We start from the raw sequence: 18,537 nt of genomic DNA, 5'->3' as shown, positions 1-18,537 counted from the left end.
GGGCAGGAGGGCGGACCCGCAGCCTACTGGCCTGCGGCTGCGCCACTCGCGCCCGCCCCGGCAGGTGCCCCGCCGGCGTTCGCCGGCGGGGCTTGCCGCGGTCCCTTCGGGAAGGAGCGGGTCAGGGCCGGGTGGCGCGTTCGTGGAGGGCGCGTACGCGGTCGCCGAAGCGGATGCTGTAGGAGGTCTCGTCGTCGCCGCCGCCGTCGAGGCCGCCGATCACCCCGACGAGGGTGTGCCCATCGGTCAGCACCGGACCGCCGCTGGTCCCGTTGGGCACGTCCGCACAGTCCAGCCGTACCTGCGTCGGGCCCGCCGGGCGGGCGGTGGTCCGGCAGTCCAGGGGCTGCTCGGAGGCGTTCGGGTAGCCGACGAGCCGTGTGGGCGCGGGCAGTTCGGTTCCGAAGGCGATCGTCGTGGCGCCGGTGACGTCCTCCAGCCGCTGGCCGGGGTGTCCGGGCCGGCGCAGCCGGAGGAACGCGATGTCGACGTCGGGGTCCTCGTCCGCCGTCCAGCGCGGGTCCACGTCGATGCGGGTGGGCACCCACACGCCGTACGGTGCGATCCCGTCCCGGTAGCCGGGGGCGAAGGCGAGGTTGGTGCGGAAGCCGCCGCCGTACACGCAGTGGGCGGCCGTGGCGACGAGGTCTCCGAGCGGCGAGTGGACCACGACGCCGGAGCAGTGGTGGTCGGGGTCGCCGTCGTTGCCGGGGGAGAAGAGGGCGCCGACCGCCGGTTCGGCCGGGGCGGGCCGGGCCTCCAACGGATCGGAGGGCTCCCAGCCGCCGGAGCGCCAGTCCACCGCGTCCGCCGCGGCGAACGCCCCGCCGTCCGCGGGCGGTTCGGTCGGTTCACGGGCGATCCCGTCGAGTACGGCCGAAGCCGTCCGGTCGGCCTTCTCGGGGTCCTGCTGGTAGACGCCCCGCGCCGGGTCGCCGTCGGCGCGGTGGGCGGCGATGCCGCGCAGCTCCCAGGCGACGTACCCGGCCCCCACGAGGACCAGGGTGCACACGAGGCCGACGGCCACGCCGCCCCGCGCCGCGGCCCGCCCCGGCTGCCGCCCCTCGACCCTGCTGGACATGTGGCCCCTCCCGCTCCCGAACGCGTCCGACTCTCGGTTCGATGGGGGGAGCGCGGTCCGGGTTCCGAGGTCGGTACGTGTCCGTTCTCACAGCCCATCCTATCGTCGTGCACATGCCATGAGCGGGCGGTCCGGGATCCGCACCACAGCTCTCACCCCTACCACCCGCTCCCGTCCCCGCCCGCTCCGCCGCCCGGCCGTGAGGACGACCCGGGCCCGCGTCGCGTCACGACGCCGCCGCGTCGCCGCATGTGTGTTCGACTTCGTTCGGTTCTGGTGGCGCCGGACCCGCCGTTTCCCGCCCCCCGCCGAGCGCCCGGCGCTATCGTGCCGGGGCGGAGGGGCGACGGCACGAGGGGGCTGGGCGGCGATGCGTTTTCTCTTTGTCCACGGCACGGGCGTACGGCGCGACCGGCACGACCGGCTCTTCGCCCTGGTCCGCGAGCGGCTGACGGCCAGATTCCCCGGCGCCGCCGTCGACTCCTGCTACTGGGGCGACCGCTTCGGCGCGACCCTCGGCGCCGGCGGCCGCTCCGTGCCCGGATCGAAGTCCGCGACGGGAGCCTCACCCGACCCCACCGACGCCGAGACGGCCGAATGGGCCTTGCTGCTCGCCGACCCGCTGTGCGAACTCCGGGTCCTCGCCGAGGCCGGCTGGCCCTCCGGACCCGGGGGCGCGGACGACGTCGCCGACGGAGACCCCTTCGCCATGCCCGGCGTCCAGCCCGCCGGGATCCGGGTACTCGCGCAGCTGTCCGGCCTACCGCCCGCGCCCCCGCACCCCGGGGACGAGCTCGGCGCGCTCCTGCATGGCACCGCACTCGCGGCGGACTTCCCCGCCGCCCTCGACGCCGTCGTCCGCTCCGCGGAGGCGGCCCGCGCCGCGGAACGCGCCACCGGCGAACCGCAGGCGCGGGAGCTGGCGACCGCCCTCTCCAGGGCCGTCGCAGCCGGGGCGCTCGCCGACGCCGGAGCCGAGGCCGACTGCACCGGCGCCGAACGCGACCGCCTCGTCGAACTGCTCACCACCCGCCTCGGTGGCGACGCCCGGGTGCCCGGCGCCCGCGCGGCCGCCTTCCTCGGCCGGCTCGCCCTGCGGGTCACCACCCAGCCCCTGCTCAACGCCCGGCGCGGCTCCCTCACCGCCGCGGCAACCCCCGCGCTCGGCGACATCCTGCGCTACCAGGCCCGCGGCCACGAGTTGAGGCAGTACCTGCACACCCGGATCGCCGCCGCCCCCGGACCGACCGTGCTCATCGGCCACAGCCTCGGCGGGATCGCCCTCGTGGACCTCCTCGCCCTCGCCGCCGCCCGCGGCGAGGCCGTCCCCGGCGCGGCTCTCCTCGTCACCGTCGGCTCCCAGGCCCCCTTCCTCTACGAGCTCGGCGCCCTGACCGCGCTCGAACCGGGCGCGAAACTTCCCCACGGCTTCCCGCGCTGGCTCAACGTCTACGACCGCCAGGACGTGCTGTCCTACCTGGCCGCCCCCGTCTTCCCCGGCGACCCGCGGATCACCGACCACGAGATCGGCAGCCGCCAGCCCTTCCCCGCCTGCCACAGCGCCTACTGGAAACAGGACGCCCTCTACGGCCGGATCGAACAGGCGGTGGCCGAAGCGGAGATCGGGTGATCCCCTCCGACTTCCTGCCCCCGGCCCTCGGCCCGCAGCGCACCTTCGCGCTCGTCGCCGGCGTCGAGCGCTACGACATCAGCCACCGCTGGAACCTGCGCGGCCCGGCCCGCGACGCCCTGCGCTTCGCCCAGTGGCTGACCGGCCCCGCCCAGGTGCCGCCCGGCAACCTCAGGCTGCTGCTGTCCCCGCTCGACGAACCCGACGCCCTCCACTGGCCGGACTCCCCGGCCATGGACGCCCTGCGGACCGCGTACCGGCCCGCGACCGAGGAGAACGTCAAGGCGGCGCTGCTCGACGAACTCCCGCAGTGCGACGGCGACCTGCTGTGGATCTTCTGGGCCGGACACGGTTACCTCGGGCCGCGCCAGGAGCTGATGCTGCCCTGCGCGGACGCCCGCCCCAGCCAGATCCGGCACCTCAACCTCGACTCGGCACTGCGCTGGTGGCGCACCGACCTGGTCAAGCACCGCAGCTTCCCGCTCCAGGCCGCGCTCGTCGACTCCTGCCGGGTGGACGCGCCCCGCGACGCCCGGTGGAACTTCGGCAGCACCGACTACGGCGGCGGCAGCGCGGTGCCCGGACGCCGCCAGTTCCGGCTCTACGCCTCCCGCGAGGGCGAGGCCGCGCAGAACGACGCCGAGCGCGGCGCCGGCCGCTTCACCGAGGCCCTCCTCTCCGAACTCGGCGCACGCTCCCTGCGGGAGAGCGTCAGCGGGCTTCCGGTCGCCGCCCGCAGCATCCACCGCACCTTCCAGGAACTGCGCGAACGCGGCGAGGGCTGGCAACTCCCGCAGTTCCTCGTGGACCGCGACTGGGACGCCTGCTCCTTCCTCGACGACGGCCTGACCGCCCCCGCGCCGCCCCGGGCGGCCCGGCTCGACCAGCAGGCCTGGGACGGGCTCGCCGAGGTCTTCGAAGGCCGCGAACTGCCGCGCTGCGCCTACGAGGCCTACGCATGGGCCTTCAGGGCGGCCGGCTGCACCACCCCCGTCGGCGGGGGCCTGCCCGGCGACGCCCTGCTGGAGGTGGTCCAGGACCTGGACGAACGCCAGGGCGGGCACGGCGGGATGCCGCTGGCCGTACCCTTCGTGCGCTTCCTCGCCGACCGGGCCGGGACGGCCGGCGACGCGGCCTGGGCGGGGCGGCTGAAAGGCTGGGTGGACGCCACCCGCGAGCGGCTCGTCCTGCCGGTGCTGCCCCCGCCGCCGCCCCCGGCGCGTACGACCGTGGTGCACGTCGGGCTGGAGCCGCCGCCGGACGGCGGGCCCGGCCTCCGGGCCCGGATCTGGCTGAGCGGCGAACGCACCGAGCAGATCTGGGAGTCGGGGGGCGAGCCCGTGCGCCTGGACGCCGTACGGGGGGAACTGCTGCGGCGGCTCGCCCTCGTCGGTGCCTCGCCGCCCGAGGGCGGCGAGGCCGGGCCGCGGACCCGGGGCGGCGTCGACCGCATCGAGTTCCACGTGCCGTACGAACTCCTCGACGCCGACTTCGACCAGTGGTCGGTGCCCCGCGGCCCGGCCGGGCGGCCCCGGGCCCTCGGCCTGCTCCACCAGGTCGTGGTGCGCTGCCCCCAAGAACGCGTGGACACCCGCGCCGAATGGCACGCCAGCTGGCGCTGGCTGTGCACCCGGGGCGGCCGGCACCCCGAGGCCGTACGGGTGGTGAAGGAGACCGACGTCACGGACGTGCTGGGGATGGAGTTGGCCGACCGGCCGGCGCCCGCGTGCGTCCTCGCGCACACCGTCGCCGCCCCGCACGCGGGCCTGCTCGAAGCCGTACTCGAAGGCGGCGTGCCGGTCGCCGTGTGGCGGCGCGGCGGCGGCGCGCCGGCGCCCCCGCTCCTCGACCTGCTCGCGCCGCACGGGCCCGACGGACGGCCGGATCCCGGCGCACTGGACGTGCTGTCCCTGCCCGCGCGGGTGCGCGAAGTGCGCCGGGCGGCCGCCGGCGCCGCCGCGAGCGACCGAAGCGCCGCCCAACGCGACTCAGGAGCAGACCAGTTGGTGCTCCTGTGGGACGATCCCGACGACATACCGGGCTTCCGGTCCCTGGCCTGACCCCGACCCCACCGACAGACGGCGACACGACGACGGAGGCAGAGGCAGTGGTGAAGGACTGGTGGCTGTACCACGGGACCGGTGAGGGCGCGGACCGCCGCGCCCGCCTGGAAGCCGGGCCCCCGCCGCCCTGGCGGCACTTCACCGGAACCCCCGACCCCGGGTACGCGCCGCCCGGGTGCGAGGGCCCGGCCTGGGAGCGCACCCGCAGCCGCGGCGAGGGCTACGTCCCCGACGAGCAGGAGAAGGACGTCGTCAACACCGCCCTGCACCTGCGCAGGCCGCTGCTGATCACCGGGAAGCCGGGTGTCGGGAAGTCCACCCTCGCCTACAGCATCGCTTCGGACCTCGCCCTGGGTCCCGTACTGCACTGGCCGATCACCAGCCGGACCGTGCTCCGCGACGGGCTGTACCTGTACGACGCCATCGGCCGCCTCCAGGAGGCCGGGCTGGACCAACTGCGCAGGCCGGCCGGTCCGCCCGGCGGCGCCCCCACGCCCGAAGCCGGACCCGAGCCCGCCCACGCACCCTCGATCTCCCGCTACCTGCGGCTCGGGCCGCTCGGCACCGCCCTGCTGCCGCAGGACCGGCCCCGCGTCCTGCTCGTCGACGAGATCGACAAGAGCGACATCGACCTCCCCGGCGACCTCCTGACCGTCTTCGAGGACGGCGGCTTCGTCATCCCCGAACTGGCCCGCCTCGCCCAGGAGGACCCCGCCGTCGCCATCGGTACCGACGACGACCCGGACGCCGCCGTACGCATCCCGCAAGGCCGCGTGCAGTGCCGCTACTTCCCCATCGTCATCCTCACCAGCAACGGCGAACGCGACTTCCCGCCCGCCTTCCTGCGCCGCTGCGTCCGCCTGCACCTGGAGCCCCCCGGCGAGGAGAAGCTCGCCCTCATCGTGCGCCGCCGCCTCGGCATCGACGTCGAGGCCGGCGGGGAGTACCGGGAACTCGTCCGGGACTTCATCGACCGGTCCGGGGACGGGGACCTCGCCACCGACCAGCTCCTGAACGCCATCCAGCTGCGCCTGGCCGGAGCCTGGTCCGCGCCCGGCGACCGCGACCGCTTCCTCAAGACCGTCATGCAGCACCTGACCGGGCCCACGGCGTGATCGGGGAGCTGCTCGCCGCCCTCGCCGACGGTGCCGAGGACGCGGGCCCGCGCCCCGGCATCGGCACCGAGGAGATCGCCGACATCCTGTGGTTGGCCGCCCGGGTGGACCCCGCCTGGTCCCGCCCGCCCGCGCTGCCGCTCGGCGACGCCGCGGACGAGCGGCCGCCGGCCGCTGACACCACGGCACCCGAGGCCGCGACGCCTGCCGGCGGCCCGGCCGACGGCCACCCGGCCGTCAGGCTCTTCCCCGCATCCGTCGCCGACCCGGCCGGGAAACCCGGCGACGACGGCGCCGGCCGCCGGGGCTCACCCGTACGACTGCCCCGCGCCGCCTCCCTCGACGACCCGCTCGCCCTGATGCGCGCCCTGCGGCCGGTCGGCCGGCGCTCCATCGGAGGTCCGGGTGAAGAGCTCGACGAGCAGCTCACCGTGGAGCGCAGCATCGAGCGGATGGTGCCGACCCCCGTCCTGCGCCCGGCCGAGAGCCGCTGGCTGGACCTGGCGCTCGTGGTCGACACGCACCATTCGATGCTGCTGTGGGCGGACCTCGTGGACGAACTGCGCCGCGTACTGACCCGCAGCGGCGTCTTCCGCGACGTACGGGTCTGGCGGCTGACGGGCACCGGCTACGGCGCCCCCGTGATGCTCACCCGCGGCCGGTCCGACGCGCCCCGCAACCCGCTGGAGCTGGCCGACCCCGCGGGCCGCAGGCTGATCCTGGTCCTCTCCGACACCGTGGCGGGCGGCTGGCGCGAGGCCTCCGTGCAGGGCGTGCTCCGGCACTGGTGCACGCACAACGCGGTGGCCGTGCTGAACGTGCTGCCCGAACGGCTCTGGACGCGCGGCGCCGTCCGGCCGGTCCCCTTCGCCGTCCGGGCTGACCGGCCCGCGGCGGCCACCCGCTCCTGGCAACGGGTGGCGACCGCCCGGCGATCGCGGACCGCGCGCGGCCGCGCGCCCGACATCGTCCCCGTGGTCGGCGTCGCCCCGGGCGGTCTGGCCCGGCTGGTGCGGGTGGTCGCCGGAGACGGCCGCTGGCGACGCCTGGGCTGTCTGCGGCTGGACGCGGATCCGGAGCGCGGGCCGGGAGCGCCGCGCGTGGGCGAAAGCACCGCGGCCGCTCCCCACAACCCCCTGGACGTGGTGGAACGCTTCCGCGCAAGTGCCTCCCCGACCGCTCAGCAGCTGGCCGCGCACCTGGCCGCCGTACCGCTGACCCTGCCGGTCATGAACCTGGTCCGGCGCTCCCTGCTGGGAGGCTCCGAGCACGGCCACCTCGCCGAGGTCGCCCTCGGCGGACTGTTCGCCCCCTGGGACCACGAACGGGACGCCGAGGAGCTGGAGTTCGAGTTCCTGCCCGGTGTCCGCGAGGTGCTGCTCGGCTCGCAGCTGCGCGGGGACGTGGCCGCCGTACGGGAACTGGTCCGCCGCCGTGTGTGGGAGTACATGACCCGCAGCCGCGGCACCGGGCCGGACTTCTCCGCGACCCGTGTCGCCGACGGCCGCGAGGGCCGCCGCCGGGTGGCCGACGCCACCCTGGCGTTCGCCACCCGGCCGCCGGGAGAACCCGGTCTGGCGGACCGGGTCGTACGGGTCCGCCACGAGCCGGTGCCGGAGCCGCAGGAGGTCGGCGTCCTGCTCACGGCGCGGCTGGTCCTCACGGTCGGGGACGCCCCGCCGGCCCGGAGCACCGTCGCCTGGGTCCGGGCCGGCGGTCGCGAGGTCCCGTGCCGACCGCTGTGGTGGGACGACGCGCTGCCCAGGGTGTTTCTGCTGCTGGCCGACGAGGACCTCGCGGACCCGACGGTCTGCGCGCTGCCCCTGCCCTGGCTGACCGCGGACGACCAGGTCGCGCGGGTGCGGGTCGACGGCCGCACCGACCAGGGGGAGCCCGTCGCCCTGACGGGGGAGGTGGTTCCGTACGAGGGCGCCCGCAACGGGGAGCTGGTCCGGCTGTCCGGGGAACCGGAGGCCTGGACCCACTACCGCGGCGGCCCGGTCTCCCGCGACGGCACGCTGATCGGCGTCGTCCACGGCGTCTGGCCCGACCGCATGGTGTTCCTGTCGGGCCGCGCCCTCCTGGAACAGCCCGGCTTCCGTGCCGTGATGGCGGAGCACGGGCCGGTACGTCCGGTGGCGACCGCCTCCGTGTGCCTGGCCGTGCGGCCCGCCGGCGATGGTGTGCATCGGGCCGGCAGCTCGCTCCACGCGGAGACGGTGGAACTGCTGACGCGGTGCGTCGCGGAGGCGGGCGTCACCGAGCGGCCGGACGGCGGTGAGCCCGGTGCACCCGTGGTCCTGCTGCTGGCGGGGCCGGGAGCCCTCGGCAAGGCCGGCCGACTGCTGACCGAACTCCACGACGAGACGGGCCGGTTCGCAGGTCTGGGCAGCGGTCCCCTCCCGCTCGACGTGGCCGTGGCCGTGGGGCCTGCCGCGACCGTCCCGCTGGGCGGCGACCCCACCGGGCCGCCCGCGTCCGAGGCCGTCCGGATCGTCCGGCATCCCGGGATGACGGAGCGGCGCCGGCGGTTTCCCTGGTCCCTGAACGTCGCCCTGTCCCACCCCCTGTACGAGGCGCTCGGCGAGGAGGTCGGCCCCACGGCGACGCGTGCCCTCGTGCCGCTCGGCGGCACGGGGGACGGCTGGTTGTGCACCGACCCCCAGGGACTCGGCGCGGCCCTGACCGAGGCCGACGGGTCACAGGAGGCCGGCGTCGCGTGGCCGGTGTGCGGTCGCCGTGGGGCGGAGGATCTCCGCGCCCCGTGCACGGGAATCCGGCTGCCCGGCCACGACGCGTGCCTCGCCCATCTCGATCCCGACGAGGAGCACGCGTACCTGGAGACCCTCGGGCCCGGGGCCGCGGTGGACTTCCGGGGAACCACCTTCGAGGGAGGGCTGCTCCAGCGGCTCCTGAACGTCTTGCGGGAGTCCCGCTCGCAGCCCGTCACGCTGGGCGGGGCGGCCTTCGACCGCGCCACCTTCGTGGACGACTGGAACGAGGGCGGCATCGAGTTCCTGGCCCGCGCATCCTTCACCCGGGCCGTTTTCGCCGGGCGGGCCAGGCTCGGGAACTCCACCTTCGCCGGACGGGCCTCCTTCGACCGCGCCGTGTTCCTGGGCGTCGGCGACTTCGACCGCAGCCGGTTCCGGGCGGGAGCCGACTTCCGCCGCGCGCAGTTCCGCGGACTGGCGGGCTTCTCGGACAGCGTCTTCCTGGACGAGGTGTCCTTCGCCCGTGCGGTGCTGGAGGCCTCGGCGGACCTGAACGGGCTGCGGGCGGTCGCGGCCGCGGACTTCTCGCGCGCGGTGTTCTGCGGCCTGACCGGGCTGAGCGGGGCCTCCTTCACCGGACCGGTCTCCTTCGCCTCCACGACCTGGGAACTGGGACTGGTGTCCACCGGTGCGGTGTTCCGAGGACCGGTGGACTTCGGCGGAGCCACCTTCCGGGGCAGGGTCAGGCTGGAACAGCTGAGCCTCCGGGAGCCGCCCGGGTCCGCCTTCGAGGACCGGCCAGGCCGCTGGGCGGTCCGCCGGCGTCCGGACGACACCTGGGACATCCACCTGCTCGGCGGCGGGGAACAGTGAACGGGCGGCGTCCGACCGGTCAGGAGCCGCTGCGGGAGGTCTCCAGGACGCGTGGGGGAAGCCCGTCCCGGGCGGGGAGGCCCGCCTCGATCTCGTCCAGGGCGCGGCGCGCCGCCGCGATGCGGTCCCGGACGTCCGGGGCGGTTCCCGCGCTCGGCTGCGGGTCCGGCTGCCGGCGTTCGCGGCCGGCGGCGTCCTCGATCTCACGTGCCTCGTCGAGGGAGTTGAGGACCACCCCGATCAGGACGTTGACCAGGACGAAGGAGGCGAGCAGCGCGTAGGAGGCGTAGTAGACGATGCTCAGGCGGGAGATCTCCAGTCCCGCGCGGACGGCGTCCGTCAGGCCGTCGAGGGTGGTCAGCAGGAACAGCGTGAGCATCGCGCGGCCCACGGAGCCGTAGTGTCCGGGGTCGGACTCGGCGAAGCAGACCCAGCCGACCATGGCGTACACGTACAGGACCAGTCCGCCGACGAACAGGAAGCTGGCGGTGCCGGGCAGGCTGCGGCCGACCGCGATCAGCAGGATGCGCAGGTGCGGCAGGAAACGGGCCGTGCGCAGTACCCGGGCCAGCCGCAGCAGCCGCAGCAGGGTGGTGTTCTCGCGGACGAACGGGACGAAGGCGGAGGCGACCACCGCGAGGTCGAAGACGTTCCACGGGTCGCGCAAGAACGCGCTCGGCCGGTCCGCGAAGGCGCCGACGCGCAGCAGCATCTCCAGCGTGAACAGGGCCAGGCAGCACCGCTCGGCGATCCGCAGCACGCCCTGGTACTCCGCGGCCAGCCCGCTGTACGTCTCGACGCCCATCAGCGCGGCGTTGAGCAGGATCACGCAGAAGACGACCATCCCGAAGGCGGAGGCCTCAGTGGCCACCCGGCACCGGGCTGCCAGTTTCATCCGGCGGCGTCCGGCCGGCCTGGGGTGTGTCATCGTGCTCCTCGTGCTTCTGCGCGTGCGTCGGGGCCGAGGGGCGGCCCCATTCCCTAACGCCCCACAGCCGCTCGGGTTTCACCCGCGTCCGCAGGCCCGGGCGCCGGCCCGGACCCGGGCCCGGCACGATCCCGAGTGCCCAGCGACTGCGCCCCGCTGGACGCCGCGTGCGCCGGGTGCCTGTGCCTGTTCGTCCCGGCCGAGCACACCGGCCGGGTCCTGGCGGCGCTGCACGCCCACCCCCGCGGCCGGATGGCCGCCGCGGTCGGCCACGTCACGGCCGATCCCGTGCGCGATGTGGAGTTCCTCTCCGCCGACGGGCGGCCGCGCACGCGCGGGGTCGCCGTCGCCCCTCCGCCCGAACGCCTCCTGTGACCGGTCCCCGGTGCGTCGGATGAACAGTCGGCGGTTCCACGGGTGGAGCGGCCCGCGGGCACATATGCTCGGCGCGTACTTCCGTACGTCTGAGCACCGGAACGTCTGAACGTCCGGACTCCTGTGCGTGCGCACGTCCGTGCGCCTCCGTACGCCTCGCGAACCGTTAGGGGACCGTGCCGTGAGTGTCCGCATTCAACCCACCTCGCAGGTCGACGAGAGCGCCGAGCTCGGCGAGGGGACCACGATCTGGGATCTGGCGCAGATACGCGAGGAGGCCCGGCTCGGGCGCGGGTGCATCGTGGGGCGCGGCGCGTACGTCGGGCCGGGCGTCCGGATCGGCGACCACGTCAAACTCCAGAACTACGCGCTGGTCTACGAGCCGGCGGAACTCGGCGACGGGGTGTTCATCGGCCCGGCCGCCGTCCTGACCAACGACTTCTACCCGCGTGCCGTGGACCCCGACGGCCGTCTCAAGCGCGACGGGGACTGGGAGGCCGCCGGGGTCGTCGTCGCCGAGGGCGCTTCGCTGGGCGCCCGTTCGGTGTGCGTGGCCGGGGTGCGCGTGGGGCGCTGGGCCCTCGTCGCGGCCGGCGCGGTGGTCTCCAGGGACGTACCGGACTTCGCGCTCGTGGCCGGGGTGCCGGCCCGCCGGATCGGCTGGGTGGGCCGGGCGGGGGTCCGGCTGGTGGAGCGCGGGGGTGAGCCGGGCGCGTGGGAGTGTCCGCGCACCGGGGCGCTGTACGAGGAGAAGAACGGCCTGCTCTTCGAACAAAGCTGACGGAATGTCGGCAATTTAGGCCACAAGCATTTCCTCAAAACCACAATCAATGAACATCCGTGGGCATAGCGTGTTCCTGCACACGGGATCCGGGCTGGCAACAGGCCTTGCTCGGTGGGGGGTTGTGTACGACGAGGGCATCGCGGGCAGCGGCCCGGCGGAGCGCGGATCCACCGCGTCCGCCGACACTGCCGTGCGCGCGTGCCCGGGTCCGGGGCATCGCTGGGGGGATCCAGACGGCAGCCTCCGGAGCGGCTCGTGCCCCGGGCGCCGGGCGCCACGGGCACGGGTGCCGTCACGCGCAGTCCCCCTCCGCGGAAGGACGACCGCCAGGTCCGTCCGAGGAGCGATCAGAGGGGGTAGCAGTGTTGGAGCCGAAGAGCTCGGACATGCGGGGTGCGAGCGGCACCCGGGGAGTCGGGGTGGGGACCCGATGACCGTCACACGATTAGGAGCACTGGAGGCGGCGGACCCGCAGCTGCACGGGCTGGCGCAGCGGCTGCTGGGGCTGGCCGAGGCAGGCCTGCCCGCCATGTACCTGCCGGAGGCCGAGACCTTCGTCTTCACCAGGGCCGGAGCGGTCTCCCCCGAGGGCACCCGCCGGCTGGAACTGCGGGGGACCAGCACCCGCTACGCGGCCATCACCGCGCTGGGCGCGCGGTTCCTGCCCGAGGACCGCCAGCGCGCGCTGTTCGGCGGACGCTCCGCCGAGGAGTTCACGGCACTGCTCGTGGAACGGCTGCCCGGGGTGGTCAACCTCGGGGACGCGGCGCTCATCGCCTGGGCCGCCGCCGAGACCGGACATCCGAAACTCTCCGACGCACTCGACCGCGTCGCCGCCCTGGACCCGCCCGGGCGGGCGCAGTACACGGTAGAGGCGGCCTGGGTGCTCTCGGCCCTCGCGGCCGCGCGCGCCGCGGTGGACGTGGAAGACCACCTCGCGGCCGCCCGTGACCGCCTGCTGGCCGCCAGGATCGGGGGCGGCCCGCTGTTCCCGCACGCGACCGGCCCGGGCCTGGTGCCCGGCTACCGCTCGCACGTGGCCTGTTTCGCCGACCAGACCTATCCGCTGCAGGCGCTGGCCCGGCTGCACGCGAGCGGCGACGACCCGGAAGCCCTCGCGGCCGCCGACGCCTGCGCCGCCCGCATCGTGGCCCTGCAGGGCGACGGCGGACAGTGGTGGTGGCACTACGACGCCCGCGAAGGCGGAGTGATCGAGGGCTACCCCGTCTACAGCGTGCACCAGCACGCGATGGCCCCGACCGCGCTGTTCGACCTCGCGGAGGCCGGCGGCACCGACTTCGGCGCGGCGATCCGCCGCGGACTGCGCTGGATGACGGAGGTGCCCGAACTCGCCGGGCGCACCGGCACCCCACGCGAGCCGATGATCCGCGAGGACCTCGGCGTCACCTGGCGCAAGGTCTACCGCGGCGACCCGAAGAAGGCCGTCCGGGCCGCTCGCGGACTCACCACCCGGGTCGTCCCGCACGCCCGGCTCGCGCCCCTGGACGTGCTCTTCCGCCCCCGTGCGGTGGACCGGGAGTGTCGCCCGTACGAGTTCGGCTGGCTCCTGTTCGCGTGGCTCGGGGGGCAGCAGAGATGAGCCGTCACACCCTCTTCGGGGTCGCACTCGACCCCCTGACCATGGACGAGACGGTCCAGCGCTGCCTCGACGCCGTACGGCGCGGCGAGCAGATCGAGATCGGCATGGTCAACGCCGCCAAGCTCGTCAACATGCGGCGCGACCCGGCCCTCGCCGAGGCCGTCGCCGGCTGCGACCTCGTCCTCGCCGACGGCCAGGCCGTGGTCTGGGCCGGCCGCGTCCTGGGCGTCCGCCTGCCCGAACGGGTCGCCGGAATCGACCTGTTCATGCGCCTGCTCGCCGCGGCTGAGGTGGCGGACATCCCCGTCTACCTGCTCGGTGCCCAGCAGGAGGTGCTGGAGATGATGCTCGGGCAGATCTCCGAACGCTTCCCGCGGCTGCGGGTGGCGGGCAGCCGCAACGGCTACTTCGGCGACTCGGAGCAGGAGGGGATCGCCGACGCCGTCTGCGACAGCGGCGCGCGCCTGCTGTTCCTCGGCATGACCTCGCCCAAGAAGGAGATCTTCACCGCCGGCTACGGCAAGCGCACCGGCGCTCACGTCGTACACGGTGTCGGGGGGTCCTTCGACATCCTCGCCGGCATCACCAAGCGGGCCCCCCTCGTCTGGCAGCGAATGGGCCTCGAATGGTTCTACCGGACCCTCCAGGAACCGCGCCGCCTCGGCAAGCGCTACCTCACCACCAATGCCGCCTTCCTCGCCATGACGGTCCGCGAGCTCATCAGCCGCACTCCGTCTGCCGGTTCCGCGAACAGGAGTCACTGCTGATGCGCGTCGTCGTCGTGGGACAGGGATACGTCGGCCTCCCGCTGGCCATCCGGGCCGCCGAGGTCGGCCACCAGGTGGTCGGGTACGACGTGGACGAACGGCGGGTCAAGAGCCTCGCCACCGGAGAGTCGTACGTGGAGGACGTCTCCAGCGAACGCCTCGCCCGCGCCCTGGAGCGCGGCACCTACCGTCCGAGCGAACTCGCCCGGGACTGCGGCGGTTTCGACGTCGCCGTCGTCACCGTCCCCACCCCCTTACAGGACGGGGCGCCCGACCTGCGCTACATCGAGGAGTCGGCCCACACCCTGGCCCGGTTCCTGCGCCCGGGAGCGACGGTGATCCTGGAGTCCACCACCTACCCGGGCACCACCGAGGAACTGTTCGCCCCGATCCTGGAGGACGGATCCGGGCTCACCGCCGGCGCCGACTTCCATCTGGGATACAGCCCCGAGCGCATCGACCCGGGCAACACCGTCTGGGGCTTCCAGCAGACGCCCAAGGTCGTCTCCGGTGTCGACGCCGCCTCCCTGAAGGCCGTCGAGGCCTTCTACGGGCAGCTCGTCGACACCACCGTCCCCGTGCGCTCCCCCAAGGAGGCCGAGCTGGCCAAACTGCTGGAGAACACCTTCCGGCACGTGAACATCGCCCTCGTCAACGAGATCGCCATGTTCGCCCGCCACCTCGACATCGACGTCTGGCAGTCCATCGAGGCCGCCTCCAGCAAGCCCTTCGGCTTCATGAAGTTCACCCCGGGCCCGGGCGTCGGCGGGCACTGCCTGCCCATCGACCCCTCGTACCTGAACTGGCGCGTCCAGCGGGAGCTCGGCCAGAACTTCCGCTTCGTCGAACTCGCCAACGACATCAACAACCACATGCCCGAATACGTCACGCGTCGCGTCATGGACGCCCTCAACGCCAAACGCCGCTCCGTCAACGGCTCCCGGATCCTGCTGCTCGGGCTCGCGTACAAGAAGAACACCGGTGACGCGCGCGAGTCGCCCGCCGTACGCATCGCCCAGCTGCTCCTCGACATGGGGGCCAAGGTCCGCGCGGTCGACCCGCACGTGGTGGAGGGCGTGAAGGTCGACGCCCGCCTCGCCCGGGTCGAGGCGACCCGCAAGGAGCTGGCCGCCGCCGACGTCGTCGTCCTGCTCACCGACCACGACTCCTTCGACTACCAGATGATCGCCGAGCACGCCTCCTTCGTGCTCGACACCCGCAACCGCATGACCGGCCCGAAGGTGGAGGTGCTCTGAACCCATGACCAGGATCGTCTGCGTCGCCGGGGCGCGCCCCAACTACATGAAGATCAAACCGGTGATGGACGCACTGGAGCGCCGCGGCGCCGAGGTGGTCCTCGTCCACACCGGACAGCACTACGACGAGTCCATGAACGACGTGTTCTTCCGCGACCTCGGCATCCGGGCGCCCGACCGGTACCTGGGCACGGGATCGGGCACCCACGCCCAGCAGACCGGGCGGGTGATGGCCGCCTTCGAACCACTGCTCGACGAGCTGGCCCCGGACGCGGTGGTGGTCGTCGGGGACATCAACTCCACACTCGCCTGCGCCCTGGTGACCGCGAAGGCCGGCCCCCTGCTGGCCCACGTGGAAGCCGGCCTGCGCAGCCGCGACTGGAGCATGCCCGAGGAGATCAACCGGGTCGCCACCGACCGGGTCAGCGACCACCTGCTGGCGCCCTCGCCCGACGCCGCCGCGAACCTGCGCGCGGAGGGCTACCGCGAGGACCAGATCCACGTCGTCGGCAATGTCATGATCGACACCCTCCTCGCCAACCTGGAGCGGGCCAGGCGGTCCGATGTGCTCGACCGCTACGGGCTCACCCGCGGCGGCTACGGCCTGGTCACCCTGCACCGGCCCGCCAACGTGGACGACCCCGGCGCGCTGCGCGGCCTGCTCAAGGCGCTCGGCGAGATCGCCGGCCGCTGCCCGCTGCTGCTGCCCGTGCACCCGCGGGCCGCGCAGCGGCTGGCCGACGTGGGCGTCCCCGACGGCATCCGGACCGTCCCGGCCGCCGGGTACCTCGACTTCATCGCCCTGCAGGACTCCGCCCGCCTGGTCCTGACCGACTCCGGCGGCGTCCAGGAGGAGACCACCGCGCTGGGCGTGCCCTGTGTGACCCTGCGGGAGAACACCGAGCGCCCCATCACCGTGGAAGAGGGCACCAACGTCCTCGCCGGCACGGATCCGGACCGGATCGTCGCCACCGTCGACAAGGTGCTCGACGAGCCGCCCGCGCCGCGCTGCCCCGACCTGTGGGACGGCCGCGCCAGCGAGCGCATCGCCGCCGTCCTCCTCGACGGCGGAACCGCCCGCACCCGGCCCAGACCCACCGACCTCGTGCCTCCCGGCGGGCACGGACCGCAGCAACCGAAGTAACCGCAACAAGGGGGAAGACCATGGATCTCGCCGAGATAGGGCGGGTCATGCGCAGGCGCTGGTACGTGCTGCTGCCCGGACTGCTGCTGACGGCTGCACTCACCACCGCCGTGCACCTGCTGATCCCGGTGGAGTACCAGTCGCAGAGCACCGTCACACTGCTCAACTCGTCGAAGGCCACCGAGGCCTTCGACGGAAACCCCTTCCTCAGCACGCAGGCCTCCCTGACCGGCATGGCCGACGGCCTCGCCCGCAACCTCAACTCGGACGGGGCCAAGGCCGACCTCAAGGCCCTCGGCGTCACCGGCAAGCACGAGGTGAAGATCGCCGACAACGCCCAGGGCCCCTTCATGTGGCTGACCGTCACCGGTACCGACCCGGCGGCCGTCCGCACGTCCGACGAGCTCCTCGCCGGCTACGCCGACAAGCGGCTCAAGGAGTTCCAGACCCAGCAGTCCGTGGCCCCCGAGGCCATGATCCGGATGGCGACGATCGTGCCCCCGCAGAAGCCCGAGGCACAGACCAAGACCCGTCTCCAGTACATCGTGATGGTGGCCGCGCTGGGCTTCGTCCTGAGCCTGGTGGCCGTCTTCTTCGTGGAGGCCCGCAGGCGTACTCCGCACGGGAAGAACCGTTCGGCGGCCACCGGGACTCCCGACGCGGCGGCACCCGTACCCGTCGGTGCGGCGCCCGCCGCGACCGACGAGACGATGGCCCTGCGCACGGTCGGTCCGGGCGGGGCGGGACCGGCGTGACCGACACCGCAGCGAGCACGCAGAACACCCCCGAGGCGCCCTCCCTGGGGCGCAAGGTCGGCTCCGCGGCCAAGTGGAGCCTGATCAACACGGTCGTGATGCGCCTCGGCAACTTCGCGACCGGCATCATCCTCGCCCGCTACTTCCTCGGGCCCGAGGCCTGGGGCGTCTACGGCATCGCCCAGACGGTCCTGCTCGTCCTGCTCTCCGCGAACGAGCTCGGTGTCTCCCTCGCCGTCATCCGCTGGGAAGGCGATCCGCGGCGCTTCGCCCCCACCGTCGTCACCCTGAGCGCGGCCTCCAGCTGCCTGCTGTACGCCGTGCTCTTCGCGACCGCCCCGGCCGTCGCCGACGTCCTCGGCTCGCCCGAGGCCAGCGGCGTCCTGCGGGTCATGTGTCTGTGCGTGGTCCTCGACGGACTCGCCCAGGTGCCGGCCGGCTTCCTCACCCGGGAGTTCGCCCAGGGCCGGCGGATGGCCGTCGACGCGCTCAACTTCGTCCTGAGCACCGCGGTGACCCTGCTCCTGGCCGTCCAGGGCTGGGGCGCGATGAGCTTCGCCTGGGGATCGGTCGTCGGCAACGTGGCCGCCCTGATCGGCTGCTGCCTCGCCGCGCCCGGCACCCTGAGGTTCGGCTGGGACCGTGAACAGGCCCGCGCCCTGCTGAGGTTCGGCCTCCCTCTCGCCGGGGCCAGCATGCTCGCCCTCGGCGTGGTCAACGTGGACACCATGGTCGTGGGCTCCACCCTGGACCCCCTCGCCCTCGGTTTCTACGTGCTGGCCTTCAACATCTCCGGCTGGCCCGTGCGCATCATCTCCGAGGCCGCCCGCCGGGTCTCCTTCGCGGGCTTCTCCCGGCTGGCCGACTCACCGCAGGCCCTGGCGTCCGGATTCGCCCGCGCCCTCGGCGTGGTGACGGCGGCCACCGTCCCGCTCTGCGTCCTGCTGGCCGCCCTCGCCGCCCCTGTCATCGAACTCGTCTACGGCGAACGCTGGCTGCCCGCGGCCGGCGCCCTGCCCTGGCTGATGGCCCTCGGCCTGGTCCGCATCGGCTGCGAACTGGCCTACGACTGCCTGGTGGCCATCGGCCGGCGCCGCTCCCTCATCGGGGTGCAGGGCCTGTGGCTCGTCCTCCTCCTCCCGGCGCTCGTGATCGGCGCCCGCGGCGGCGGCATCGTCGGAGTGTCCCAGGCCCACGTCGTGGTCGCGGGCGCCGTCGTGGTCCCGGTCTTCCTCCTCGCCCTGCACCGCGGCGGCATCCGCCTGGGCGCGGTCGCCCGGGCCTGTGCCTGGCCGCTGCTCGGCGCCGTCGTGATGGCCGCGGCACTCCTCGTGCTGGAGCGGTACCTCGGCGACTCCGTGCCCGCGCTCCTGGCAACCGCGGCCGCCGGCACCCTGGCGTACGCCCTGTGCCTCCTACCCGCCCGCACGACGCTCCGAGGATAGGCTGCCG

At 74.2% G+C, this 18,537-nt stretch carries 14 protein-coding genes; 12 read left to right on the top strand and 2 right to left on the bottom strand.

What is annotated here, in order from left to right:
• Positions 1–121: 121 nt before the first annotated feature.
• Complete coding sequence (locus tag AW27_RS06280) at positions 122–1,081, bottom strand: trypsin-like serine peptidase (protein WP_052030000.1); 960 nt, start codon at positions 1,079–1,081, stop codon at positions 122–124.
• Between the two features lie 370 nt (positions 1,082–1,451).
• On the opposite strand from AW27_RS06280, the gene AW27_RS06275 reads away from it, so the two are divergent.
• The 4 genes from AW27_RS06275 to AW27_RS06260 are packed head-to-tail and all read left to right on the top strand — an operon-like array spanning position 1,452 to position 9,476.
• On the top strand, positions 1,452–2,711 hold the full coding sequence (locus tag AW27_RS06275; RefSeq protein WP_052030002.1) for a hypothetical protein: 1,260 nt from the start codon (positions 1,452–1,454) through the stop codon (positions 2,709–2,711).
• Entirely contained in the window at positions 2,708–4,771 is a 2,064-nt protein-coding gene (locus AW27_RS06270) for a VMAP-C domain-containing protein (RefSeq protein WP_037915518.1), read from the top strand. The genes AW27_RS06275 and AW27_RS06270 overlap by 4 nt, the downstream gene beginning before the upstream one ends.
• A gap of 47 nt (positions 4,772–4,818) precedes the next feature.
• Positions 4,819–5,889, top strand: a complete 1,071-nt coding sequence (locus AW27_RS06265) for an AAA family ATPase (protein ID WP_106967495.1) — start codon at positions 4,819–4,821, stop codon at positions 5,887–5,889.
• Entirely contained in the window at positions 5,886–9,476 is a 3,591-nt protein-coding gene (locus AW27_RS06260) for an SAV_2336 N-terminal domain-related protein (protein ID WP_037915520.1), read from the top strand. Before AW27_RS06265 ends, AW27_RS06260 begins: the two co-directional genes overlap by 4 nt.
• A gap of 19 nt (positions 9,477–9,495) precedes the next feature.
• Here AW27_RS06260 and AW27_RS06255 read toward each other — a convergent pair whose 3' ends face one another.
• Positions 9,496–10,404, bottom strand: a complete 909-nt coding sequence (locus tag AW27_RS06255) for an ion transporter (RefSeq protein ID WP_037915522.1) — start codon at positions 10,402–10,404, stop codon at positions 9,496–9,498.
• A gap of 135 nt (positions 10,405–10,539) precedes the next feature.
• Between AW27_RS06255 and AW27_RS06250 the strand changes: the two genes are divergently transcribed.
• The 8 genes from AW27_RS06250 (at position 10,540) to AW27_RS06215 (ending at position 18,530) form a co-directional block, all read left to right on the top strand.
• Entirely contained in the window at positions 10,540–10,779 is a 240-nt protein-coding gene (locus AW27_RS06250) for a hypothetical protein (protein WP_037915524.1), read from the top strand.
• A 181-nt stretch (positions 10,780–10,960) separates the two neighbouring features.
• Entirely contained in the window at positions 10,961–11,560 is a 600-nt protein-coding gene (locus AW27_RS06245) for an acyltransferase (RefSeq protein WP_037915527.1), read from the top strand.
• 433 nt (positions 11,561–11,993) lie between these two features.
• Complete coding sequence (locus AW27_RS06240; RefSeq protein WP_037915530.1) at positions 11,994–13,163, top strand: hypothetical protein; 1,170 nt, start codon at positions 11,994–11,996, stop codon at positions 13,161–13,163.
• A complete protein-coding gene (locus tag AW27_RS06235) occupies positions 13,160–13,930 on the top strand; it encodes a WecB/TagA/CpsF family glycosyltransferase (protein WP_037915533.1) in 771 nt (256 codons plus the stop codon). The genes AW27_RS06240 and AW27_RS06235 overlap by 4 nt, the downstream gene beginning before the upstream one ends.
• Positions 13,930–15,186, top strand: coding sequence for a nucleotide sugar dehydrogenase (locus AW27_RS06230; protein ID WP_037915536.1), 1,257 nt, complete (start codon positions 13,930–13,932; stop codon positions 15,184–15,186). The genes AW27_RS06235 and AW27_RS06230 overlap by 1 nt, the downstream gene beginning before the upstream one ends.
• Positions 15,187–15,190: 4 nt before the next feature.
• Complete coding sequence (gene wecB, locus AW27_RS06225) at positions 15,191–16,330, top strand: non-hydrolyzing UDP-N-acetylglucosamine 2-epimerase (RefSeq protein ID WP_052030003.1); 1,140 nt, start codon at positions 15,191–15,193, stop codon at positions 16,328–16,330.
• Between the two features lie 20 nt (positions 16,331–16,350).
• Positions 16,351–17,085: a YveK family protein gene (locus AW27_RS06220; RefSeq protein ID WP_052030004.1), complete on the top strand. Its 735-nt coding sequence runs from the start codon at positions 16,351–16,353 to the stop codon at positions 17,083–17,085.
• Positions 17,082–18,530 carry an oligosaccharide flippase family protein gene (locus AW27_RS06215; protein ID WP_052030005.1) on the top strand — a complete coding sequence of 483 codons (1,449 nt, stop codon included), beginning with the start codon at positions 17,082–17,084 and terminating at the stop codon, positions 18,528–18,530. The genes AW27_RS06220 and AW27_RS06215 overlap by 4 nt, the downstream gene beginning before the upstream one ends.
• Positions 18,531–18,537 lie beyond the last annotated feature (7 nt).

The sequence above is a fragment of the Streptomyces sp. PCS3-D2 genome, assembly GCF_000612545.2.
In the GTDB taxonomy this organism is placed as follows: Bacteria; Actinomycetota; Actinomycetes; order Streptomycetales; family Streptomycetaceae; genus Streptomyces.
This window is presented reverse-complemented; position numbering and strand designations above follow the sequence as displayed.